The organism is Paenibacillus sp. FSL H8-0175 (genome assembly GCF_045040615.1).
Lineage (GTDB): Bacteria > Bacillota > Bacilli > Paenibacillales > Paenibacillaceae > Paenibacillus_AQ > Paenibacillus_AQ odorifer.
This window is the reverse complement of sequence record NZ_CP150299.1, coordinates 1,090,755-1,115,202: the sequence shown is the minus strand read 5'-3', so window position 1 is coordinate 1,115,202 and position 24,448 is coordinate 1,090,755. Positions and strand designations below refer to the sequence as shown.

13 protein-coding genes and 1 riboswitch are annotated in these 24,448 nt (G+C 46.1%); of the genes, 1 reads left to right on the top strand and 12 read right to left on the bottom strand.

Going from position 1 to position 24,448, the window contains the following annotated elements; translation table 11 throughout:
• Positions 1-259: 259 nt before the first annotated feature.
• From qoxD to qoxA, 4 genes are read right to left on the bottom strand one after another with little or no spacing between them, the layout of a single operon-like run.
• The gene (gene qoxD, locus MHH46_RS04770) at positions 260-550 is read right to left on the bottom strand and encodes a cytochrome aa3 quinol oxidase subunit IV (RefSeq protein WP_036680878.1); all 291 of its coding nucleotides are present in this window, start codon (positions 548-550) and stop codon (positions 260-262) included.
• A gap of 4 nt (positions 551-554) precedes the next feature.
• Entirely contained in the window at positions 555-1,151 is a 597-nt protein-coding gene (gene qoxC, locus MHH46_RS04765) for a cytochrome aa3 quinol oxidase subunit III (protein ID WP_042124373.1), read from the bottom strand.
• Positions 1,148-3,091, bottom strand: coding sequence for a cytochrome aa3 quinol oxidase subunit I (gene qoxB / locus MHH46_RS04760; RefSeq protein WP_076194156.1), 1,944 nt, complete (start codon positions 3,089-3,091; stop codon positions 1,148-1,150). Before qoxB ends, qoxC begins: the two co-directional genes overlap by 4 nt.
• A gap of 38 nt (positions 3,092-3,129) precedes the next feature.
• Positions 3,130-4,149, bottom strand: a complete 1,020-nt coding sequence (qoxA, locus tag MHH46_RS04755; RefSeq protein WP_036680822.1) for a cytochrome aa3 quinol oxidase subunit II — start codon at positions 4,147-4,149, stop codon at positions 3,130-3,132.
• Between the two features lie 487 nt (positions 4,150-4,636).
• Here qoxA and MHH46_RS04750 point away from each other — a divergent pair, with 487 nt between their 5' ends.
• Positions 4,637-5,773: a polysaccharide deacetylase gene (locus MHH46_RS04750; protein ID WP_076194154.1), complete on the top strand. Its 1,137-nt coding sequence runs from the start codon at positions 4,637-4,639 to the stop codon at positions 5,771-5,773.
• 1,326 nt (positions 5,774-7,099) lie between these two features.
• Here the strand turns inward: MHH46_RS04750 and MHH46_RS04745 are convergent.
• From MHH46_RS04745 to MHH46_RS04710, 8 genes are all read right to left on the bottom strand, one after another.
• Positions 7,100-8,806, bottom strand: a complete 1,707-nt coding sequence (locus tag MHH46_RS04745) for a methyl-accepting chemotaxis protein (RefSeq protein ID WP_076194450.1) — start codon at positions 8,804-8,806, stop codon at positions 7,100-7,102.
• A 202-nt stretch (positions 8,807-9,008) separates the two neighbouring features.
• Positions 9,009-11,573: a DUF4430 domain-containing protein gene (locus tag MHH46_RS04740; RefSeq protein WP_076129585.1), complete on the bottom strand. Its 2,565-nt coding sequence runs from the start codon at positions 11,571-11,573 to the stop codon at positions 9,009-9,011.
• Positions 11,574-11,742: 169 nt separating this feature from the next.
• A riboswitch (cobalamin riboswitch) is annotated at positions 11,743-11,946 on the bottom strand.
• Positions 11,947-12,073: 127 nt separating this feature from the next.
• Positions 12,074-15,070: a hypothetical protein gene (locus tag MHH46_RS04735; protein ID WP_076194447.1), complete on the bottom strand. Its 2,997-nt coding sequence runs from the start codon at positions 15,068-15,070 to the stop codon at positions 12,074-12,076.
• Positions 15,067-16,329 (bottom strand): hypothetical protein, encoded by a 1,263-nt coding sequence (locus MHH46_RS04730; RefSeq protein ID WP_076129587.1) that lies wholly within the window; start codon positions 16,327-16,329, stop codon positions 15,067-15,069. The genes MHH46_RS04735 and MHH46_RS04730 overlap by 4 nt, the downstream gene beginning before the upstream one ends.
• Positions 16,330-16,412: 83 nt before the next feature.
• The gene (locus MHH46_RS04725; protein WP_076099551.1) at positions 16,413-17,054 is read right to left on the bottom strand and encodes a beta-mannanase; all 642 of its coding nucleotides are present in this window, start codon (positions 17,052-17,054) and stop codon (positions 16,413-16,415) included.
• Between the two features lie 24 nt (positions 17,055-17,078).
• Complete coding sequence (locus MHH46_RS04720) at positions 17,079-18,353, bottom strand: VWA domain-containing protein (protein WP_076194444.1); 1,275 nt, start codon at positions 18,351-18,353, stop codon at positions 17,079-17,081.
• A gap of 293 nt (positions 18,354-18,646) precedes the next feature.
• Positions 18,647-21,049, bottom strand: coding sequence for a transcription initiation factor TFIID (locus MHH46_RS04715; protein WP_081387959.1), 2,403 nt, complete (start codon positions 21,047-21,049; stop codon positions 18,647-18,649).
• Between the two features lie 4 nt (positions 21,050-21,053).
• Positions 21,054-24,443 carry a tubulin-like doman-containing protein gene (locus MHH46_RS04710; protein ID WP_076194441.1) on the bottom strand — a complete coding sequence of 1,130 codons (3,390 nt, stop codon included), beginning with the start codon at positions 24,441-24,443 and terminating at the stop codon, positions 21,054-21,056.
• Between the last annotated feature and the right edge of the window lie 5 nt (positions 24,444-24,448).

The following is a 24,448-nucleotide window of genomic DNA, read 5'->3' as shown; positions in this document are numbered from 1 at the left end:
CTGTTTCCCGCTTTTAAGGTCATCTGAGTCCGACAGCGCCGTGCCATCCTCATCCCCCGTAGCTTTCGGACCCAGATGACGCTATTCGCACATTTTTCGCCTATTGAGCGAAGTTCCGGACTCCAGTGCGGCTATTGCCTAAAAAGACGCACATTTCCGGGCATCCGCTACAATAAACCTCCTAAATAAACGCAAAAAAAGAGACGCCCCTAAGCCATTTTGGCTTTAGAGACGTCCCTTTGAGTATTAGTGACTGTAATTAAGCATACCAGCCCCATACGAAGATGAAGAGCGTACCGAATATCGTAACTAGACCAACGAATAAGGCATAGGCGATATTGATGTAAAGTTCTTTCTTGGTATCTGCTGATTCACCAATATGCATGAACAGGAAGAGCTGCAAGGAAGCCTGAATGAGGGCTGTAACAAGCAGGATAGCCATGTTCGCAGTGTTGGATAGATCAAGGTAGATTACAGCAAGTGCAGCCACAGAAAGGACAAGAGAGGCTAAGAAACCCATCACATGGCGAATTGGAAACAATTGCTTCATCATGCTACATCAGTCCTTTCAGATAGACGAAGCTGAAAATAAAGATCCAGACAACGTCCAAGAAATGCCAGTACAGCGAGAAGATAAAGGATTTATTGGCCGTAGCCGGATTAATACCTTGACGCTTCAACTGGATTAGAATAGCCGCACCCCACAGGAACCCGAACGATACGTGAGCTCCATGTGTTCCCAGCAGTACAAAGAGACTGGATAGGAAACCACTGGTTTGAAGTGTAGCCCCTTCGTGAACATAAGTGACAAACTCCGTGATTTCAATACCAAGGAAGCCGAGACCCATTAGAAGGGTTAGTCCGAAAAAGACCATCATGGCTTTTTGGTAACCATGCCGCATGGCATGAACTGCAAGACCAATCGTGAACGAACTTGTCAGCAGCAGCAATGTTTCGATCATTACTGGACCAATTTCGAAAAGATCCGGCCCGCTAGGGCCGCTGGCAAAACGGTCTACCATTACAAAATAAACAGTGAACAACGTAGCGAACAGTGCAATCTCCGCTCCTAGAAAAACCCAGAAGCCAAAGATTTTATTACTATTCTCTTCTGTTGAGTATTCAAGCGGCTTAGACGCATCTATTTTCATACTGTCTCACCCCGCAATTTCTTTTCAGTAGCAATAACTTCTTCTGCTGGGATGTAGAATCCGTGATCCCGATCAAAGGACATAGCAGCTAGAACAATGAGGATACCTACTCCAGAGAGGATCGCTGGAATCCAAAGACTGAAGACCAGAGAGAACCCTGCAATGAAGAAGATAACACCCAGAATAAATGGTTTTCCTGTGTTGCTAGGCATATGAATCTTAGTAATCTTATCTTCAAAAAGCGGTACTTTATCTTGTTTAGCAGACCAGTAAGCATCGCGTGTTTTTACATTTGGAACCACTGCGAAGTTGTAAGCTGGAATCGGGCTTTTCGTTGCCCACTCCAAAGTACGTGCATCCCACGGATCTCCATCAGTATCTCTTGGTTCGTAACGAGTACTCCAGTAAATGTTATAAACCAGGATTACAAATCCAATAGCAAGACCGATCGCACCTACGAATGAGACCATACTCAGCGGGCCAAATCCGGTATCCGCAGAATAGGTGTATTGTCGACGGGTCATGCCCTTAAGTCCGAGAATAAACAGCGGGAAGAACGATACGTTAAAGGAAATGATAATCCACCAGAAGGCATGCTTGCCAAGACGTTCATTCAGACGGAAACCGAATACTTTAGGGAACCAGTAATGGAACCCTGCGATAACGGCGAAGACCGCACCCGGAATAAGAACGTAGTGGAAATGGGCAACCAGGAACATCGTATTATGGTACTGGTAATCGGCACTGGCCATAGCCAGCATGACACCTGTTACCCCACCAATCGTAAAGATCGGAATAAAGGCCAGGGTGTATAGCATAGGTGTCGTAAAGGTTATTCGCCCTTTTCGTAAGGTGAATAGCCAGTTAAATATTTTCACACCTGTTGGTACGGCAATGGCCATGGTTGTAATCGAGAAGAAGCTGTTAACCATAGCACCTTGACCCATTGTATAGAAATGGTGAGCCCATACTAGGAAGGACAAGAGGGAAATGATCAACATACTGAATACCATGGATGTATATCCATACAGGTTCTTTTTAGAGAAGGTGGCGATAATTTCACTATAAATACCGAATGCCGGTAAGACAACGATATATACTTCAGGGTGACCCCATACCCAGAACAGGTTGGCCCATAACATATCCATACCGCCATTGGCCATCGTAAAGAATTGAGAGCCGAACAACCGGTCGAACATCATCAACGCGAGTGCAACCGTAAGCACAGGGAATGCGAATACGATAATTACGTTGGTGATCAATACGGACCAAGTAAACATCGGCATTTTCATCAACTTCATGCCTGGTGCACGCATTTTCAGAATCGTTACAATAAAGTTAACGCCTGTGAGGAGCGTACCAATACCTGAAATTTGTAGTGCGAGCGAGTAATAGTTATTACCCACCGTTGGACTGAACTCTAAACTTGCTAGCGGGAAATATGCGGACCAACCAGCATCTGGCGATCCCCCGATAACAAACGAAATGTTAAGCAGCATAGCTCCAAAGAAGAAGAGCCAGAAGCTGACAGCATTCAGACGCGGGAAGGCAACGTCTCTAGCACCGATTTGCAGCGGAACGATAACATTCATCAGACCGATAATAAACGGCATGGCCATAAAAAGGATCATAATCAAGCCGTGTGTTGTAAATACCTCGTTGTAATGCTGTGCGTCAAGAAATTTCATGTCCGGGGCTGCTGTTTGCAGCTTCATCATAATAGCGTCAACGCCGCCGCGGAAAAGCATAAGCAATGCAGCGAGGATATACATAATCCCAATACGTTTGTGGTCAACAGTAGTCAACCATTCGCGCCATAAATATCCCCATTTTTTAAAATAGGTCAGGCCGACGATAATCCCGATTGTAGCCAGAACAATACTTGCCATAGCTCCGTATATCAGGGGTTCGCCGTGGACCTTAAATTTATCCCAATCCATTAGGAATCGCTCCTTTCAAGTTGTTCAATTAACATTGACTAGTGTCCGTCATGTGTTGTGCTCTCTTCTAATGGAGAACTAGGTGTCGGCTCATCCAGTTCTGGATTAGGCTCGGTGTTGAATTCCGTCTCGCTGGATGGTGCTGGAGTCGGGTGAATTTCTTTATTATCCTGATGCTCCATACTTCCGTTATCCGTATCCATTTCAGTGCCACCATTACTCATATGGTCACCATGGCTTCCCGGAGGCGGGCTAAAGGATAAGTGAGTATTCGTATACGTTTTACGTCCGACATGTTCCATTTCCAAAAGACCTTTAAATTCATCTTCCGTCAGTGGACCCGCCGTTTCTTTAACGTCTTTCACCCATTCCTGATAGTCCTTATCTGTCATCGCAAGTGTTTCAAACTCCATGTGGGCAAAACCCTTACCATTAAAGTTCGCATTTCTTCCGACATAAGAACCTACAGTATCAGCTGAAAGATGCAAGGTTGTGATCATGTCGCTCATCGCGTATTTTTGTCCTCCCAATTGTGGGATCCAAAGACTTGAGATCGTACCGAAAGAATACAGTCTGAACTCTACAGCGCGGTGAACTGGAATGTTAACGTAGTTTACTGTTTCGATACCTTCTTCTGGGTAGCTGAAATGCCATTTCCAGTTAGAGGAGGAAGCATAAATTACAAGCGGTTTCTGATCTTTATAATCCGCTGCAACATTTTCTACATCTACTGTTGTTTTGACGGTGACTACGGAGAGGAATGCCACGATAATAATCGGAATGGTAATCCAGATAGCCTCCAGCCATTTGTTTCCTTCCTCGTGAGGAGGAATATAATCTTCGTTGCTTTTTTTAGCACGGTATTTCAAAAGCACAAAGACATATAAGATGTAGACAACTGCCAGAACGCCGAGCATCATAACAATGGAGAGAATGATCGTGTCAGATAAAGTTCTTGCAGCCGGCCCCTTCGGATTCAGAACAGCGATTGAACTGCATCCTGGCAAGAGTAAAATTAGGCTGAGAAATAAAGCGTATAACGGTCCCTTTTTGTTCATGCTTAAGCTCCTTCCTTCAATACTTCTTTTATTAACCCTCAACATTAACCTTAATATATAGTAAGAATTTATGGGGAAGAAAGCAAAAGACTTATTTTTCCATTTAGCCTAAAAAAGACCTTAATAATGGCGAACAAGTTAAATATGTGTGATCAATTTGTTACAAGTTTCTAATAGTATGATAAAGATCACTGTAACGGCGCTGTTTATGGGTTGAAAAATTCCGTTCAAACTTTGTTCAATAGTTTACTAAAGTTGCTAATTTAGACACATCTATTCTGCGCAAAACAGGGTGATTTTAACCATTTTTTGTTGATGCGCCAGTATTTAGCCGGAGTCGCGTGCTTTTTATGATTGTGGTTGAAATCACAGTTAACTTCTAAAAGGTAACAAATTATTCTGCTGGGGGTTACAATCTCTCAAATTTCATTCTATCAATGTATGTTAAGGTAATAGACAAATATACATAGATAGGAGATTTTTGACGATGTCTTTAAAGAAAGTATGGCTATTATTAATCGTATTATTCATTGGTTCCGGATCAATACGAGCGATAGATTCAGTGAATGCAGCAGGTGCAGGCTCCCTTAGGTTAGGTGTGAACGATAAGTTAACAACTATTGAAGCAGTTTCGGTAAAAGATACCTATTACGTTCCTCTACGTGATCTATCACAGGAACTTAAGTTAACGCTAACTGGAGTGAGCGATGGGATAAAAGTTACAGGTCAGAACAGATCAATCAAACTGCTGAATGATCATGCAACAGCTACTCTAGGCGATGGAAAGACCATATCCATGAGTACATTTTTGAAAAACGGAAAAACAATGGTTCCACTGAAATTGACCTCTTATCTTGGTTTTGGAATTTCTTTTAAAGCAGATCAATATTTATTGCGTGTAAAAGATGGCTCGGCTACATTAGATGATGCAACATTTGTAAGTAAGTTTAAAAAGGAATTGAAGCCAAGCGCAACTCCTGGAACTTCTACGCCAACTGTTGGGAAGCAAGGTAAGACCGTATACCTCACCTTTGATGATGGGCCAACGGCTACAACTTCTACATTGCTTGATATTTTGGCAAAATATGATGCGAAGGCAACTTTTTTCATGATCGGACCGAATATGAACCAGCATACTGCGCAAGTGAAACGGATTGCGAATGAAGGGCATGCTCTCGCATTGCATGGAATGACGCACCGGAAAGAGAAGTTTTATGCTTCACCTGCGGCTGCGCTGGGAGAGATGGATAACGATAACGCCATTTTGAAAAAGATTACAGGTCAAAGCACTACACTGATTCGTCCTCCTTATGGAAGCAAGCCTTATTTCACAAAGGCCTTTAGAGATAAAGTGCTGGCTCAAGGTTATCATCTATGGGATTGGAACGTGGACTCAGAGGATTGGAAATACAAGGATGCTAGTACGACGATCTATAATTCGGTAATGAATCAGGTTCATAAGCTGCAGAAATCGCAGACCAATCCAGTGATTCTGATGCATGATCAAAAAGCTACACTTAAAGTACTTCCGCGTATCTTAGAGTCATTGAAAAAAGAAGGCTATACATTCCACGTCATTAGCTCAGATCTGAAACCTCTGAATTTCTGGAAGGATACACGCTGAGTTTTTTTGAAAAAATCAAGAGGGAATCCCAACAGCTGTGAACTAGCTGTTGGGATTCCCTCTTTTTTCAGGTCTTGAACTAAACACTAATTTTTGTTTAATCCGATCACATTCATGCTCCCGAGTTTTTCTATCGGACCCAGATGACCTTAATTGCTGGATTTGCCTCTATTTCGGGTGCTATCGGACCACATAGCCGCTATTGATGCAAAAAACACCCGTTATCAGTATTTTCCACACCAATAGCTGCACTGGTGTCCGAAACTTCGCTCCAATGGCGATAAATGGGCAAATAGCGGCTACTGAGTCCTAAACTTCGCTCCAATGGCGACAAATATGCGAATAGCGGCTACTGTGTAGTCCGAAACTCCACTCCCAAGCCACAAAATGAGCGAAGGGCGCCTGCTGTGTCCGCCAAACCAGTTGGGATGAGTATGAACTCACGCTATCGGACCCAGATGACCTTAATTGCTGGATTTAGCTATATTTCGGATGCTATCGGACCTCATAGCCGCTATTGGTGCAAAAAACACCAGTTATCAGCGTTTTCCACACCAATAGCTGCACTGGTGTCCGAAACTTTGCTCCTATGGCGATAAATGGGCAAATAGCGGCTACTGAGTCCGATAGCATATGGGGATGAGTATGAGCCCACGCTATCGGACTCAGATGACCTTAATTGCTGGATTTAACTATATTTCGGATGCTATCGGACCTCATAGCCGCTATTGGTGCAAAAAACACCAGTTATCAGCGTTTTCCACACCAATAGCTGCACTGGTGTCCGAAACTTCGCTACAAAGGCGATAAATGGGCGAATAGCGGCTACTGAGTCCGATAGCATATGGGGATGGATATGAGCCCACGCATCGGACCCAGATGACCTTAAACTGGGGAATATCAAGTAGACAGTGTGTTTGAAAAACTAGAGATCAGCCGGGAACACTAGGGGTACGAGGTTCAGGGTACGAGCATACCGATCATCTCCAAGGTTTTTATTGTTTCCACGCCTCCGTCTTACCACTAGTGTCGCTGGAGATCACATAGCATATGTTTGCCCGCAACCTGCTGGGACCAGCCTACGTCTATACGCTCCTGAGCTACTGCTACTGAGATCAACTTACATCTCTCCCCCCTTGACCTGCTGAGACCAACTTACATCTCTCCCCCCTGACCTACTGAGACCAGCTTACATCCCTCCCCCTTGACCAACTGAGATCAGTTGGCTCGCACTTGCTCCCAATCTGCTATAACCACAAACAGCAGAGCAGCGATCTCCGTTACTGGAGAACCGCTGCTCTGCTGGTTTTAACAATATTATGAAGTCTATAGTTTGAAGCTGGACAATGTCTTTTGCAGATCTTCTGCGAGCACCGCTAAATACTGAGCTGAAGCCGACATTTCCTCCATTGCGGATAGTTGCTCCTGACTCGCTGCACTTGTGTCCTGAACACCTTCTGCACCTTTACTAGATATAACGTTGACCTGTTCCATAGCTGCTGCGACACCTTGTGATTCCATGGCCACATGAGCAACCGCTTCTCTAATCTCCGCTGTCTGTAAGGTAGCTTCTTTAATGGAAGTCTGAATCTCATGAAAAGCTTGAGATACCAGATGACTTTGAACTACGCCATTGGTGACTAGCTCAGTACCCATAGCCATGGATTCTACTGCGCTTTCGGTTTGCTTTTGAATATGTGTAATAATATCTGTAACCCGTAAAGAACTATTTCTAGTTGCTTCCGCCAGATTACGAATTTCTCCAGCAACTACAGCAAATCCCCGTCCATGCTCACCGGCCCGTGCTGCTTCTATAGAAGCGTTGAGCGCAAGCAGATTCGTCTGTGTAGCAATACCGTTAATCGTTGTAATAATTGTATTAATCTCTTGTGACAATGTCCCCAGATTAGAAACAATCTCCTGACTCTGAGTTACACTGAGGTCAATTTCCTTCATCTGCACAATGATTTGGTCTACAGCCTCTACTCCACGATCCGATGAACCGGAAACTACTCCCATAAGATCCGACATTTCATAGCTGCTGCCCTCTACGGCTGCAATATCATTGGTCATTGCTTTTATAGAACGTGTTGTACTGTTAATGCTCTCTGTCTGCTCATCAAATCCCGCAGCAATCTCTCCAGAAGATACAGCGATCATTTGTGAAGCCAATGAGGTCTGCTCAGCACTAGCGCTCATCTCTTCCGATGAAGCTGACAGCAGTTCTGCACTCTCTGCAATCCCTTGCATCATCTTCCGCAAGCCCTGCAGCATATTGTTAAATGAACTGTTAATTTGGCCGATCTCATCCTTGGCGGTATACGTTGCTACCACGGTCAAATCTCCATCTTCTGCCCGCTTCATTAGTCCTTGCAGTTCTTTAAGCGGTTTTGTTATCAGGCGAATGATTGCAATACTAATCAAGATACAAATCACCCAAGCGAAAGTAATCATTTTGGTATTGTTTACACGCATGCTTTTAGCGGTTGCCATGGAACCTGAATTGTGTTCATCAGCATCTTTAAGCAAAGAATCACTAATTCCTTTAAGCAGGTTGATCATTTTTTCACGGGATTCGTTAAATTCGCCTGAAAATACTTTATAGGCCTCTTGATTATGATTACTATCAGCAATCTTTATAATGTTATCCCGCTGTGCACGATAATCTGGCAAAAAGGACTCATACTCTTTGATTTTACTTACAATAGCAGGATCATTATACTGAATCGCTTTCACCTTGTTCATAAGTTCATTATTATCTTGAACCTTCACTTGGATACTCTCAGAAAGTTCTTTGTTTTTGCTGGCATCAACGCTAATCAAACGCTCCAAAAGATAGGATTCAATAGCCCTATTATTCGTACGCATCTGCCCTACGTAAGAAACAGGCAATAAATTTTCATTATATGTCTCATTTGTCTTTTCGGCCATTTTGTTCATTGTGATGATGCCTATGCCCCCTACAGCATTCACCATAATTACTGCGAATACCAAAAGCAGCCCTATTTTGTATTTCACTTTCAAATTTTTCATCTACACTCCGCCTTCACATTATCTTATGATCTATCTATTTTTATCGGTCGGAAGGGCTAAGAGTTTGATGATTTTTAAAATATTGTGTCGAATAAAAGTATATATTGTCATAAAACGACTTTCCTCAAATAAAAAAAGGCGGGCACCCGATCCGCTATTACTCCGAATCCATGTGTGCCCGCCTAATCAAACTTCCTCTTCCTTATTCTCCAGAGGTATAGTACCAGTACAAAGTATCACCGTTCTGCAAAATATAACTGTCTGCACTGATGCTTGGATCCGCATCCCGGTTCGTTTTATACTTCCATCCGCTGCTTGGGCCTCCATCAAATTCAGCCAACCCGTCAATAGATTTCACGTAGATGCTTCCAGCGTTGCCGGATGATACTACCTTAGTCCCTAATTGACTGACTAGTAAGCTATAAGCCGTTTCGCCCTCTTTTAGAGCTACTGTTGTACTGGCTAGGATGGTTCCTCTCCGGCTATCTCCAATCACTGAGAGGGTAGCGGTAGCTTTTGCTGGAGCAATAACAGACGATCCGACAGTCAGAGACTGAGTATAACGCGCTACGCTCGGTACGCTATCTTTAGCATAACCGGTAACAGTTATTGTATAGCTATTTGCTGGGAGACCCCCATCAACAATAGCCACACCTTGTTCATTCGTGATTACCTTCTTATCACCAATCGAAACCTGCACACCTGCAGCTGGTGAGGTAACCGGATCAGAAGTGAAGCTTTCCTGATCCCACACCCACTTTTTCTGTGAAACCTTTACAGTAAAAGCTTCATTAGCTTTTGGCTGTGATGGGGTAAGCACCACAGCATCTACAACCTGTGTATTTTCTCCTGCATAATAGACAAGCACACGATCGGATTCCTGTAGTTCGAACGCATCCATACCCACACTTGGATATATCCACTCCCCGCCGCGTGATACCACGAAGCTCCACCATCCGTCGTAAGTACCTTGCGAAACTCCATGGATACCTGATACAAAGTTGCCATAAGACGATTTGGTGATATCCACTTTAAAATCATCGGTAGACCCTAGTTGTTGCAACGCTTCAAGGGCATTGGAGGCTTTCAAAGTCCCCTCACTAATCAACCCTTCCGGGCCTTCAACGGTTAGCGAAGCTGTTACATTCTTAGAAATCACTTTTAGAGCTTTTGTATATTTAGCAATCGTTGGGGCTTTGCCTTCACGGTAGCCAGTTACAGTCAGTGTATAGTCACCTGCGGGCATATTTCCTGAGAATACGGCCTCACCTTTAGTATTCGTCGTTACCGTCTGAGCTCCAATTTGGACCTGAACACCCGCAGCTTTTGCAGTTACAGGAGAGGAAGTGTTCGTAGCAGCGTCCCATTTCCACGTCTTACTAGTTACAGTGACGGTAAAGGAATCGCCCTCTTTAAGATTTGCTTTGGAAAGCGTAACGGAATCCACAAGCTTAGTGTCATCTCCGGCATAATAAATCAGTACCTGATCTGAATCTTTAAGTACAAAATCACTCATGCCTACATCGGGATTAATCCATTTTCCGTCACGTGATACAACATACATCCATCCGTCATAACCACCAAAGCTTCCAGCAGCAATACTTCCGATGCCAGTCACATAACTGCCCGAAGGATTTGTGATCGGCAAGTTCGTTTGAAGCGCCAGCTTCTCTAACGCTCCAAGTGCGTTGCCAGCATAGGCGTACCCTTGTGCCAACGTGGCCTGTGGTCCCTCAATCGTTACTGGAGCGTAGATGAGTGAGCTCTGAATGGAGGATTTGGAAAAATCGTATAGCTTACTGTTGCTTCCTTTATATAGCAAATTATAGGCAACCAGCGCCTGAAGCCCTTGCTCTGTCGCCAGAATATTACTGCTTCCACCACGGCTATGGGTGAAGCTACCATCAGCTAGACGATAGCTAAGCAGGTTCTCCATTAGATCCACTTTGTTTTTGGTGTATTCTAATCCACTAGGATCAACTCCGAAGGAGGTGAGTCCAAGGATTGCTTGTGCGCTACTTTCAGCACTGTCACCGTAACCCCCATGGCTATCTTGAGCTGTAGATAACCAAGCTACGGCTTGTAGCCCTGCTAAGTAGGCTTCGGGATTATTTTTATGTGCCGCCAGAGCCGTCAAGGTTATCGCTGTCATATCAGGCTCACTTGCACCTGAGGTTAGTGCAAAGCCCCCATCCGGATTCTGTTTGGAGAGAATCTCCGTAAGGAGCTTATCCGCCGTCCATTTCGCGTCACTTGGGATATTATATTTACCAGAATCCAGCGCAAGTAAAGCATATACCGGATTATTAAGCGTCTGTTCACTGAGCTTGCTATTATTATAGATTTTCTCAATCAGATTATAGCCAGGAGTCGTTCCGTTACCAGCAAAGCTAGTAGGATCTGCACCAATCGCTCTCACTGCGAGCACGATTCGAGCATAATCGGTTACATTGGTGAAATCGCCAGCTGCATCCTTTACTTTTTTCTCAAGCTCTGAAAGGTAACTAGCCGGCAGCTTGTACCCTGCTTGCGCTAATCCAATGGCTTGCCAATCCGATTGCACGCCACCTTTCAAGAGATATTCCGCAGCCGCATAAGTCGCATCCGCAACATTAATCCGCTCCGCGGCAGTTGCCTCCAGACCGGCGCCAGCGCCCGCTTCTGCAAATATTTGTCCCGCCGGAGCAAGAGATGTTCCTAGAATTGAAATGACCATGAATAAGGCCAGCCCAAGTGCTACAAACTTGGAAGACATGATTTTCTTCATTGTTTAACCTCTTTCTGTATAAGAATGGGTACTGCCGGGAATAAGACGCATAACATAAAGACCGCCCCTTTGGAGGGCGGTCAGGGAAGATTACAAATTGAGGCTGCGGCGCTTGCTTCCTGCCAACAGTCCATCTGTATATGTTCCACATTCTTACCCCACGAAGAATAGAAACGCTCACGAAAAAGGCAGGTCTCCTGGCTAATGCTTCATCGCTGTTCTTCACCTTCCCACCCTACCTTCGGGGCAGTGGCTTATAGAAGAAACGCTCCGCACATACAGTGGCGGGACCGCGCCGGACTCTTGCACCGGACTTCCCTTTTAAGCAGACGACTAGATTGATAGAGTCTGCACCTTTTCCAGTATGTAGTATCTTATTTTGACATCCATAATCATATCTATTAATACATAGCATGTCTATAGAAAAGCTTAGTATGGGCAGCAAAAAAATGAACAGCAATACGCCACCTTCCGGTAGTTATTGCTGTTCAGAAAGCTTGTTATTCGACTGTTCCATCCGGACTTGCAGTCGGGGAGGGTTCAGCACTTGAATCAGAAGCTGGTGGAATATTAGGATCGGGATCTACGATCAATGTAAATCTTCCGGCTTTGATCATACTTTTCTCTAGAATTGTCGCTCCAGACTCCAATGTAACCTCAACCTGATAGGAAGGTTGTTCACCTTCAGTCACAGCTGTTGCGGAAGGTAACCCAGTGCTGTTCTCAGTATCAGAGGAAGGCGTAGTGGACGGAGAAGCATCAGCTACAGCGTTAGTAGAGTCTGCACCTTCTGCTGTTCCTCCAGTAGTGCCAGCGGCATCTGACTCGTCAGCAGCGTTTCCCTCATCCGTCCCATCCGTTGACGGCACTGGACAAGTCCCATTTGTAGCAGCGACCTTAAAGCTTTTATCTATCTTTGTAGACGAAGACATTAAACTAACCTCAGTCGGTTTAAACTGCACACAGTCATCTGCACTTGCGAAGGTGAACACCAATATGCTGCTCCCCTTATCTCCTTCGACGCTCTGATCCTTCAAGTATACTGAAGCCGGAGGCAGCATATTGCCTGCACTCTGAACAGGGGTCGGCTCAGGGCTTGTCCCCGGCAGAGCCGTCTTCGTATCATCCGGACGCAGCATACTGAATACGATAATTGCAATAATCACCAGAATACCCGTAATGGAGCCGGAGATTAAGAGTCGAAATCGGCTGCGGCTGATCCAGCGCGCCAGCGGGGAAGCCAGTTGGGAGCGGGCTTCATTGTACACATTTTGCAGAGCAGGCCGAGCTGCCGCGACATAGTTCTTTCGGAATTCCCGATTCTTGAACGCTTCACGATCACTGCTCAGGAAATACTTCAGAATCGCCTTACGGTAACCCGGTTGCAGCTTTTTATTCGAAACCGTAAATAAAGGATTGCCTTGCGACCAAGCAAAAAACCGATAGATGATTTCTTTGTCGGAACCGGCTTTACGCTTTAACAGCTCCAGAAGCGCATCGTAATCCAGCGGACCCCCTTCACGCTGAGTTGTATAGTAAAAGGCTAGCGGAAGCCGTTCAAAGGGTTCCAGGACACGCGCCTCTTTTAGCAAACGACGACCCAGTAGCTGCACATCGTCTAGTTCCTGCGGAGACAATCCTGTAAAAATCTCCTCATTCGGCTTCTCTTCACCAAACCAGCGGTAAGCGGCACGCAGCGCATTCTCTTTCTGCTTGCTAATCCTATCCAGTGGCGGCTGCCAATCGACAACATTACCATACCGTAAAAAAACTACCTCCAGAAGCTCCTCCTGCGTCATATCAGAAAGCGATAAGCGGTTCAGTAAGAATCTATCTGCTGAAGCAGCAAGATCCTGCATTAGGGAGAGTGCCTTAGGAGCAACTCCTGTTCCTTTGCGGCGATCTTTTTCTGCCTTATCTACAATTTCATGAATTTCCGCCACAGAAGCCACCGGATCATGCTCCAGCTGGAGCTTTTCTAGCAAATAATCCTTCACAGCATTTTGAGCAAAAGACTGCTCTAACGCCACTGGCAGGAACCGCCCCCAATGGAGCACAAAGCTCAGAATATCCGCAGATCTGGACGCCGCAGCTAGTCTTGATTCCATATAAGGCTCAAGTAGCTGCTTACGGAAATAAGTTTCAGACATCACGCGCTGGAAGTAAGCTGCACTTAACTCATCATTACTCTCAATGATCCCGTAAGCAGCACTCAAAATATCCTTGCGGCCCGCTTCCACACTATGAAGCATCCCATTGATGAAATAATCCACGATTCTGACCCTGTAATTGTGATCCTTAAGTACAAAATACTCTTTAAAGCATTCCATAATCGCCGGATCTGGCACATTTCTTTGCCGAATCAGATCAAATTCCCGGTCAAACCGTTCTAAGAAAATATCATTCAAGCGGATTCTAGAATGAATTGCACCGTCTGGTTTAAGGTAAGAAAGCAAACCACTTAGCACCGCACTCTTGTTTTCCGTATATAAATGCTCGTTCCCTTGCTCAATCTCATAAAATATAGCCAGCTCATTATAGAAAGAAAGGGATAGCTTGTGCTCAGGACTCTCTCCACGCAGAATCTGATCGGCGAAGCTTACGAAGTCGTTAATATCTCCTGGATTCAGCAGTAATAGCTTCCACACCAAATCAGCATAAGGCTGGCGGGTCTCGCCAAAATCGACATTCCCCATCCGTCCGGAAGCCAAATCAAAGGTATAATCCTTCTCAATACTGCGATCACCGGGACGAAGTGAACCTTTTTCCACAAAGCTAAGATGTATATATTTACGGCTTTGCGGTTCATTCGCATACGTAATCACGCCTAATCTACGGCGGAATTCATACGGCAGCACGCTATACAGAATTTCTGTAAGCTCCACCGCCCGCGCGGACAACTCGGTGATAGGTACGTTTAGAGCCACGTAGATTTTTTTCTTACCTGCTACAGAGAGCATTACGGCTTGCAATAACGCCTTGAATATCCCTTCATCAATCCCTAACAGACGTAAGCCTGCGATTGGATCCGGGCTGCGGTCTGTGCGAACAACTGGAATAGAGGGCAGCTCCGGCAAGGTTCCACCAAGCTCTCCCGTATAACGCTCTGCAAAATCAGCATGCAGCCAGTCTCCATAGCTCTGCACAATTTCTTCGGAACGTGAAGCAGGAACTACATAGTTATGTGCAAAAAAAGCGCTTCGTTGGCCTGTGAAATCGGCCGCTTGATAACGACTAAGCCCAATAACTGTATCCCCGTTCTCAGCATGAAATAGGTGCAGCGCACCAGGATATGCAGCCTCATCCTTCTCTCCACGTGCGGTTAACTCCGCAGGAGCATCGTAGAGGCAGAAGGGATGAAGGATTTTTTTCACAAAATTATTGTCTAGACTATCTGATTTCGCTACCGTATCGAAGCCTTCTGTGGAACGAAACACTCCGCGACGTTCGCGGGTGTACATCTGTTGGGCGATTGTTGACCCTGAGAAAACATTCACGGGCCGTCGCTCCCCTCAATATACTTCAGCTTATGCAGCAGCCAAATAAAAGGCTCGTCTACACGAATCGGGCTTACTACACCCTCAATCTTTTGATTCACAGGATTGCTGCCCAACGCAGATACTGCAAAATAACCCGTATTCGCGAAATAAACATCCATCGTATCTTTAAAGGGTCTGTCCACCTTACCAATAAATCTGCGAATTTCCCCGTCGATATTATGGAACTCGTCCATGTTTAATGTTTTGCGGTGAACATAGTTATTGAACACATTGCTGTTGGACTTGATGTAATCGCCATCCTCATCCTTCAGCGAATGCAGCATATCACTTTTGGCAAGCACAACCGCTGTTGGAATGTCTGTCTTACTCTTTTCCTGATAGGCAATAAAATCACCGAACATCGTCAGCACCACATCGCGCGGCTCGTCATATTGTGAGACCCATTCTCCCGGGCGGTCACCGATGTTAATATGAATCTTTTCACGGATAGAACGGATTTGCAGCGGATCGACCATAAACAAAATACCCGCAGAGTTCTTGATATGCTGACCATGAAGTCCAAGATAATCCTGATCCACCATACCCTCACCTGCTACATCAAAGAATACAAGTGTCAGTGGCGGTTTATTTTCATCCTTAAAGACAAATTGAAAGATAAAAGGCTCCTGCATTTTTTCCTTCTGTGTAGAAGCCAGCAGATCCCCACGCTCAAAAAGCGGTTCTTCATACAATGTACGGAACTTACGGCTAATCTCTGCATTAAGCGGCATACAAGCGGCATCAAAATGACCTGCTGTAGTATGCTGCAATGTGTGGATCAGCGAGGTCATATACACCGATTTCCCGACTTGGGATGCCCCGATAATCGAGATGATGTTACTTGGCACCTTCCCGGCAGTCACCGGCAGCTCATTATGGCAGGACGGGCAAAGCCGTCTGCGCGTAAGCACACCGTAACGATCCGTAAGCCCAGTTAACACATGATCCGTGTAATGATGATATTCTTCCGGAATATCCGCCGGGTTGATAATCGCTTCTATGTCATCTACCGTATCAAGCCCAAAGCGCTCACGGTATTTGTTCAAGGCGTCATCCTCACCCAATGCGTAATTTTCATCGTCCTCCCGGCTGTGCATAGCCCGAAAGACGACATCCTCCGGAGAGAACTTGGTGAAGCAATACGGACACACTATATCGTAAAAAAGCGGCCGCGGCTCCGGCTGATTCTTTTTCATAAAACGGCTAAAAAAAGACATCTACTCATCCTCCCAAAAGTTGTATCTACGTACTTGCTATGAACGCCACTGCTCATCACCCGCTTGTACGTGTAGACCGAGTCTCACTCCGGTACCAATTCGTAATAAAGCCCATATTTCTTGCCATCGGTGAAAAAGATGCGTACAAAATCATCCTTACCGATTTCAATCGGCGGAAGTACATTGCGTCCAGGAGCGAAATCCTGGACGAAGGGAAAGAGAATACCATCCTCTTTCCCTGCAGGATGCCCTCCACGTTTCTTGACATAACAGAGGACATCCCGTGCCACGGGCACTTCTGCCGTAATCGCCATATGTACGGTCTTTTGTTTTCCGAATAAGGCCTTTTTTTGTTGAATGGAATAATAGATCCGGGCTTTGCCTGCACTGACCATCACCCGGTTCACACCATCATTTTGCCTCACCAGGGCAGTCTCACCGTTCTCAGCAAGACGAGCAAATATCGTATAGGATATCAATCCGATCTCATCCAATCGATCACGATAACCATTGTTAGATTTGTATTCCTCACGAGTGTAGAGCTTCATCCCGATCGGCGGATCATCTCCGGTTCCCATGTCAGCCGCTTCTGCGGAGGTTTTGTGGATGTACACCGCCTGCACGCCGTCCGGCCAGCGCCATCTCAGCGTACAGAATCGGTCATCCACTTGGGATGTCACATCCGTTATTCCCGGAGCGGAAGCATTAACCTCGGCGTACCTCATTACTGTAAACCCCTTTCCGCTACACTAGAATCCTTTGCTGTTCCGGCTTCTGCGCCGACCCGGAAAGTTATCCGATGCTGGTGCAGGCGCTGCGTTATTGTTTCTTCTATTTCGATAAATACGTCCTTCTCCTACCGGAATGACGCCTGTAAATAATGCAATAATAGCAGCTAATATAAGAACAGCCAGAAGACGAATAAGACTATCTGTAAAGGAGTCACCGCTAAGTCCAAATTCCAGAATCAGTCCTGCGAACAAGCCTGATATTACGCCGCCAATCCCAAAGCTTTTAGCCAAATGACGGTTATCAAACATAATTCCCAGACCTAATCCAAACGCAGCTCCCATCAACATCAGTGACAAAATACGAACCGCAGCATAATAAGGACTGTCTGCCGTTGAATCACTGCGCTCAGTTAGCAGCGTCCGATCTCCCAGACGGTCATAGATCTGCTGGAATACATCGCCCAGAAGGGCTGAATCCTTGACATCATAATAGTGTCCGCCTGTCACTCTCGCAATATCCTGCAACAGCTGAGTGCCTGCTGGATCATTCAAGCCCAGACCAATGGTATTCACGGCAATACCGCGCTCTACATAAGCCTGCAACTCTCTTGTGGTATCGAAATTACTCACTCCGTCAGACAACAAGATGACCATGGCTCCTTGGTCTTTTTTGCCGTCACTGTCAATCTCCTTGAGTGCCTCCGAGACCGCACCGCTAATATTCGTGCCGCCTTCGGTTGGCTGCAGATTATCGATTGCAGTCAGCACCTTCTCACGATTCTCCGAATTTGAAAGTGGCGTTAAAGGTTGGACAACTACCGCTTCGTTGTTAAAGGTCACCACGGCTACCTTATTGTCAGTGTCCATTTTTGTAATTAACGCTTTTGCTGCGGAATACCGGCTATTATCGGGATCACTCTGTGTCATACTGCCTGAGTCATCGATAGCCATTACTACATTCTTAACTGGTCTGGCTCCGCCAAAATTCAGCTCATAAACAAACTCCGTTAAGGCTCCAACACCAAGTGCAAGAACAATCATCAGAGGCAGCAGCTTCCACGATAACCCCAGATAGCGCTGCTTCCATGAAGCTCCGTTCAGTCGTGGCGAGATCATCTCTGCAAGCAGGCAGCCTACACCGACTCCCAGCGCCACAATGGCAAAATAAATACCCACAAGCAGGATGGAAGGCAGATCGTTATACCAGCTTAGCAGCCATTCGCCAAAAAGAAAGGCGACCCCGCCGCCGATCAGACTGAAGAAGAGCAGCAGCAGATTGATTTTTCTCTGCATCGTTATACTTCCTTTCCGGGTAAAATCTGAATTGTACTCTTATCCTTTAAACATTCCGGGGGTTATGCTGCCTGATAAACGGGCTACCCGGATGTGTTATCATCCCCTAGATTGCACTTTGTGCAATAGAATGGAATAGGAGAAACATCTATTTCTATTCTATTGCATAGTGTGCAGTGGAAATAAGGAGAAATGTCCCTATCCCGGAACTCTAATTAAGCGTTATATCCGATGACTCTATTGCACCAAGGCAATAAAGGGACTCAAAGTGAGGGGACCTATCTATTACGCCATCAGCGCATCTCAGGAAGCTGATCTTCACTCAGCCCATGGAGCTGATAGCCATTCTGAGCATAAGTCTCATAATAGACCTTACCGTTGCGATAATAGAGCAGGTCCTCTAAATGAAAGCCGCCCATCAGGTTTAGCTTCTCCACTCCGCTCCTCCGCTGCTCATGCACGAATCCTAACCGGTAAATCCGGGTTGTCTCATCTACTCCAAAGGCGTAGCGTAGAAACTCTGATGAACTGTCTCCGAAGAAATATTTCTCCTCATGACGATGCTCTTGCGTATATTCGAATAACCGAACATTAATGGCCGCGCCCTCTTCTAAATTATGATACAAGCGCTTGAACAGCTCTTCCCTCGATAGAACCTGACGATTCTCATAGGCTGCCGCAACATTTGCACGCCGCAGAAGCTCTTCCTCAAAAGATAAATTGAAAGGTTCTGCTGTCAGCAGCTCCCGGCGGCAAATATCAATCAAACGCTCAATCACAGCTTCTTTCCCTTGTTCTAAGAGCTTGGAGATACTGCCCATATACTTCTCACTGAAGAATATTCCAGGTCCACGCCGGGTTTCGATATCCTTCATCACTTCTTCTGTGACTACGCGGTAGTATTCCATTACGTTCTGGCCCGTTGTTTCGTTTGTTCGCCCAATGCTGTCCATAACAGTAATACGCAATTCTTCCTCCAAAGTCTCCATAGCTTTCACACGGGCCATACTTTCCATATGAAGCTGCTCAAGTGCAGATTCCAAACGACTGCATAGGGCAAGCTCACTTTCTAGGCCCAATAGTTCATATTTTTTGCCATATACGGCTGAGAATAAATAATGAATGAAGTTACGTACTGTTCTTTTATCAAAAAGCGGCACACGCTGGAACGGCTGGCGCTCCACGCTTTCTGCGTAAAGGTCCTCAAGCTCCTCCTGCATGGAGAGAATCGCGGAACGCAGGCCTGCCATATGCTGACGTAAAAGATGGAGCACACTTCCGGCTTCATCACGATCTGCCGTCCACTCCGCAAGCTGATAAAAGCTTACCGCTGGCGTAGATGTTTCCTGTGCCGCCAGCATAGTGCGCCATTGGCGTAATGGATTCATTCCCTCTACTCTCCGGTTTGACTCTGCCACAAAGTTATTGCGGAAATAAGCTTCGCCCCCGTCACCGAACAACTGCCGTTCAGCTTCACGAAGTGACAGCTGCTTCAGTTCATTATAGGAAGGGCGTCCGTGACTCATTAACCCCGTCATTTCATTCAGGCCGTCTTTCTCCGGAAGTAGCTGTACCGCGTGTTCCCGCAAGCTGTCAGGGTCCAGCCCTAACAAAGCCTGCCGCTCACGTATAGTCCACGAACTGCCCTCACGCATATCGGAGACAAGCCGCCGAAACGCATGATACAGCACCGCCAAAGCAATTTGAACATTAGGTCTTCTTACCCCGGAAAAGCCAGCAGAGGCGTAGCCTTGTCTTCCAGTGCTGCCCCTGATGCCGCTTTTAAAGGTCATATTGTTATATCCGCCATGACCAGTAGCCTGATCAGAAGCCGGGCGGACCCGATTTTTGAGCAGACTAATATGAGAAATAATCTCGTAGTTGTCATCCATACCGTGTGCAGACATCATACCGCGCTCATTCTTATCGGAGAGCAGATACACAAGGTCAAATAATGCGGAAGGACCATGGGCAACTGGAATCGACAGACCGTCTTCCGTCACAAGTAGCGGCGCATTAAACTTATAGTCCGTAGCTTGCATTCTGTCCAATTCACGCAGAAAAGCCAGCCCTACTGAGCTGGAATACCCAAAATTATCCCCTTGCTCCCGCTCATTGATCAGAGCGTAGAGATCTGTCTGTACGGACTTAAAGGACTGGCCAAGTACTGCACGAGCCAGCAGTGTAATTTCCGGCAGCAATACATTAAGCGGATCATCAACCCGCGTAATGATAGAGAGATGGATGACGTCAAAAGATGAATATAGACGTCCATAATCCGCTATACTGTTGCTCAGCCGCCGGATAACTTTATTCATTTCAGCAAGATAACGTGTATCCTCATGAAACTTGCGGTAAAGTTCATGGCGCACAGTGCGTGGATCTGACCCTGCCGTTTCCGGCAAGGCCATGGCCAGCACCCGGTCTTTTCCTCCCGCAACAGATCCACTTATACTTCCGTCTATTCCCTCTTTTGCCGCACCTGACACAGCATGTAATGCCATAACACCGCCGGCGTTATCCCATTTTCGTTCGCAGCTATCCAGCACCGGACCGATGGCCGGAGCAACCTTGTCGCCTACGAACAGAAACAGGGCAGGGTAATGGATGCTGCTGCGTCCATCCCCTTTGCTGCGCTGTGCCTCTTCCTGTACCGCATATTGTTCACCATAAGATAATGCCTGTGTTTTGATCATAGGCCTATTTCAACTTTCTGCGGATACTGCCGAGCTTGCTAGTCATGCTCTTGTAGAATCCGTACATCTCATCGCCGCTCTCATACTCTACCCGTTCGTACTCCAAGCTATCGCGTGCTTCCAGGAATGATACATACAGTCCTTCCAGCTTATAAAGCAGCGGGGTAACGTCTTCAGCGGCAGTCATTTCACCTGCACGACGTGCTGCCTTACGCAGCAGTACGCTGCGGCTCTTCTCATCCAGCTCCCGGAAGTGCCGATACACGGCATACTCTACGTAGCTGCGCTCTTTCATCAAATTAGCAAACGGCTCCCAAGCGTCCTCTTCTTCATCACGGTCATAAACGTAGAGTGCGCCTTTTTTGATAATGCTGTCCGTATACAAAGCTTCAATGAACTGATCCATCCACTTATCTTCGTCCAGATATTGATGAAGCACACCTTCAAGCTCAGCTGCTTTGGCAGTCAGTTCAGCATATTTAGCCAGCTCCACACGAACACGTGAAATCAGCTGCGGTGAACGAATGAGATTCTCCTGCGCCATGTCCTTGTTGATGCTGCCAAAGATATCTTTAATGCCTTCCCGCTCCAAGCCCTTCTCACGCAGGCTCTTCAGCTCATCAACCGCCTTCTTCACTTCACCGAGATTTGGGCGTGTGGATTGCAGCTGCATATCGAAACCGTTCAAAATGGCGTCCAGATCAAAAGGTTTGGTGAACACAACAGAATATCTGTTACTTGTGTTCTCATCTACACCTTTTTCAATAATGACTCCACTTGCCAGCGCTTTTGCAAAGTCTGCACGCACTCTAGCGTTATAATCACGTACACGAGAATTGACGTAAGTGTCGCCCCATGATTTTTCTGGAATCGGAGAAGGCAGGTACGTCCAGTTGTTCTTATCCGTCATCACGAGATGGCGACCGATCCCTTCCTTGTCGAGAATGGTCCGCTCATAGTTCTCTTCAAACACCCGCAGCGGCGTGTATACGAAAAGTGGCACACCATTACGTGTATTAAGCCAGAAAATACGATTTTTCACTTGGCTTTCCTTGATCGTAAATTGCGATTTGCCAAGCGCATTATTCTGATAATTACGAATCCCTTTTAGGATACCCGGCGCTTTAACAGGCACGGAAACGAAACCCCATGATGGGAAATGTAAGCTACCCGAGCTATTGCTAAGGTGGAAGGTAGGCACAGCCTCTTCGTCCAATTTACCGGCAATAATCCGCTCAACGAATTTATCCAGCGGCTCTTCATGGCCGAATTTCATCACAAGGAAATCCTCCATCGAACGGGTAATCAGATCCCCAAACTTATCGCTAAGGAATTCCGAAATTGAGCGAACGATATCAATCTCCTGCTCTTTGACCCAACGTCCGGAATGCTTCAGCATTTCACGGGTGAAGTCACGAATCAGGTCGTCGCCGTCCTTCTGATCCATGATCTTGGAGATAGTCGCCGAAATATCCGGCACGTTCACAATGTTCCAATAATAAGTTTTGTTTCCTTTATAGTCTGCCTGCTCTTCGCCATTGATAAGGATGTCCCCGTTCTTGGCAAAAATCGAGCTAAGCGCACTAAGAATCTCTGTAAACACACCGTAAATCCGGCTGTTCTCATCGTTTAAGAGCTCATATAAGTCCTCGTAAAATTGAATCATTTGCTCAGTGCGTTCTACATCGGCGTGCAGCCAATACTCATTGATTTTAGCCTCAATATAGGCATTTTTCTTCTTCTCTTTGGAGACAAAAGCACTGCGGGCATCGCTCAGCTTCTCATCCGCACTGTCCTGCGCTGTCTCAATATCACGTGGCAAACGCAACAAGCTTTCACGTAAAGCCTCAATATAAGACTGAATCAGCTTCAAAATACAGAAGCCCTTCTCGGTATACAGCAAGCGGGAAACGTAGAACGGCCCTTGCTCTGGATGCAGGAAGATGCGCTCCAGCTCTTCACTGAAACGTCCCACAATTTCGCCAGGCAGCTGCTTTTTCGATTTGATATATTCTTCACGGGCACGAGCCAGGAAGTTCTGCTCCAGCTCTGTATCCATGCTTACCACTTGATTCTTAACAACATTGGCATGGCTCAAGCGTTCGCTGTTCTCGTAGCCTGGCAACGGCTCAGGCACACGGGATTCAAACGTCTTGATCATACTGTCGAGATCAATTCCAAGCTTACGTGCGAATTTCTCTACATCCTCTTGACCTGGCGCCTGCTGGAACATTTTTTCCATTTTATCAAACAAGCGGAAAGCCAGGTAAGTCGTCATTTCCTCAATCGGAAGCACAGCGGACGAGGCACCGATAATGTTGTATTCATAGTTAGCTGGGTAGGTCTTGTTCATCTGCGCAATGTTGGTGCGGATATTACTGATATAGTCATGGATGGCGAATTCTTCACCAGACTGTTTTTCTTCACTCGCCATAAAGTTCGTGATGTTCTCCGCCGTTACGTTCATACAGTAATCGTACGCATTCTCCAGCAGCTTACCCTCGGTATTCGTTGCAGAGATCAAATGACATAGATTAAATGGAGGCAGCGGTGAATTTACCGTCAAAATATTACCGTATTGCTGCTGGAACCGCTCACCACGACTGTCCACATTCATCCAGTAATCCAGCTCTTTTAGCGCTGCATAACCGTTCTTGCGAATATATTCACGCGTGTGCTCGCTTAGACTTTTATTAGACAGGTTCACGTCAGGTGTAAAGAGATAACCCAGTGTGTTCACACGGTCAATACCGGCTGATCCGTAGTCACGTTCAATAATACCGCGTACGATATAGGCAATATCCAAGAAAGCCCCACTGCCTGTACCGCCCGACAGACCTGTCAGCAGAAAGACCATCAGCTTTTTGTTAGTGCCTACGGATAACGTCTTGATCTTCTTATCAATCGCTCCTACAACCTGATTAATCTTGGTGAACAAAAGCAGACGTCCAGCCTGCCGCACACCAGCAGCACCATTCATACCATCTGTAATACTCAGCTCAGGTGACAGCCAATCCGTAATATAGGAATCGAGGATACTGCGGTTCTGCAACAATCCACCGATTTCGGCATTCGCCAACAGTACAAATTCATTTTGCGGGTCCAGCCCAATGCCTTTGTATTTTTTTCCACGATCCTGTTCATTCGTCTCAAAAGCTAGAAATTCCACATTATCCGGCTTGTCCCGTTTCTTCTTGGATATCGGATCCTCCGGCAGCTTAAAGCGGCGGTTAATCTGATATTTAAGACGCAGCAGAGCATCAATGCCCGTGCCGCCTAGTCCAATGATCAGGATCGGATTATCAATCGTATCCACCCTGATCTTATCGCTGACAATCCCGCCGCCTAGTGATACATCCAATTGCTGTATATGCTCTCTTACTACTGGTTTCATATGCT

Excerpts from the sequence above, each read along its gene's own strand:
- MHH46_RS04730 (WP_076129587.1), bottom strand. The coding sequence starts at position 16,329 with ATGTCTTTTTTTAGCCGTTTTATGAAAAAGAATCAGCCGGAGCCGCGG.
- MHH46_RS04720 (WP_076194444.1), bottom strand. The coding sequence starts at position 18,353 with ATGCAGAGAAAAATCAATCTGCTGCTGCTCTTCTTCAGTCTGATCGGC.
- qoxB (WP_076194156.1), bottom strand. The coding sequence starts at position 3,091 with ATGGATTGGGATAAATTTAAGGTCCACGGCGAACCCCTGATATACGGA.
- MHH46_RS04715 (WP_081387959.1), bottom strand. The coding sequence starts at position 21,049 with ATGATCAAAACACAGGCATTATCTTATGGTGAACAATATGCGGTACAG.
- qoxA (WP_036680822.1), bottom strand. The coding sequence starts at position 4,149 with ATGAACAAAAAGGGACCGTTATACGCTTTATTTCTCAGCCTAATTTTA.
- MHH46_RS04750 (WP_076194154.1), top strand. The coding sequence starts at position 4,637 with ATGTCTTTAAAGAAAGTATGGCTATTATTAATCGTATTATTCATTGGT.
- MHH46_RS04725 (WP_076099551.1), bottom strand. The coding sequence starts at position 17,054 with ATGAGGTACGCCGAGGTTAATGCTTCCGCTCCGGGAATAACGGATGTG.
- MHH46_RS04740 (WP_076129585.1), bottom strand. The coding sequence starts at position 11,573 with ATGAAGAAAATCATGTCTTCCAAGTTTGTAGCACTTGGGCTGGCCTTA.
- qoxC (WP_042124373.1), bottom strand. The coding sequence starts at position 1,151 with ATGAAAATAGATGCGTCTAAGCCGCTTGAATACTCAACAGAAGAGAAT.
- MHH46_RS04745 (WP_076194450.1), bottom strand. The coding sequence starts at position 8,806 with ATGAAAAATTTGAAAGTGAAATACAAAATAGGGCTGCTTTTGGTATTC.
- qoxD (WP_036680878.1), bottom strand. The coding sequence starts at position 550 with ATGAAGCAATTGTTTCCAATTCGCCATGTGATGGGTTTCTTAGCCTCT.
- MHH46_RS04710 (WP_076194441.1), bottom strand. The coding sequence starts at position 24,443 with ATGAAACCAGTAGTAAGAGAGCATATACAGCAATTGGATGTATCACTA.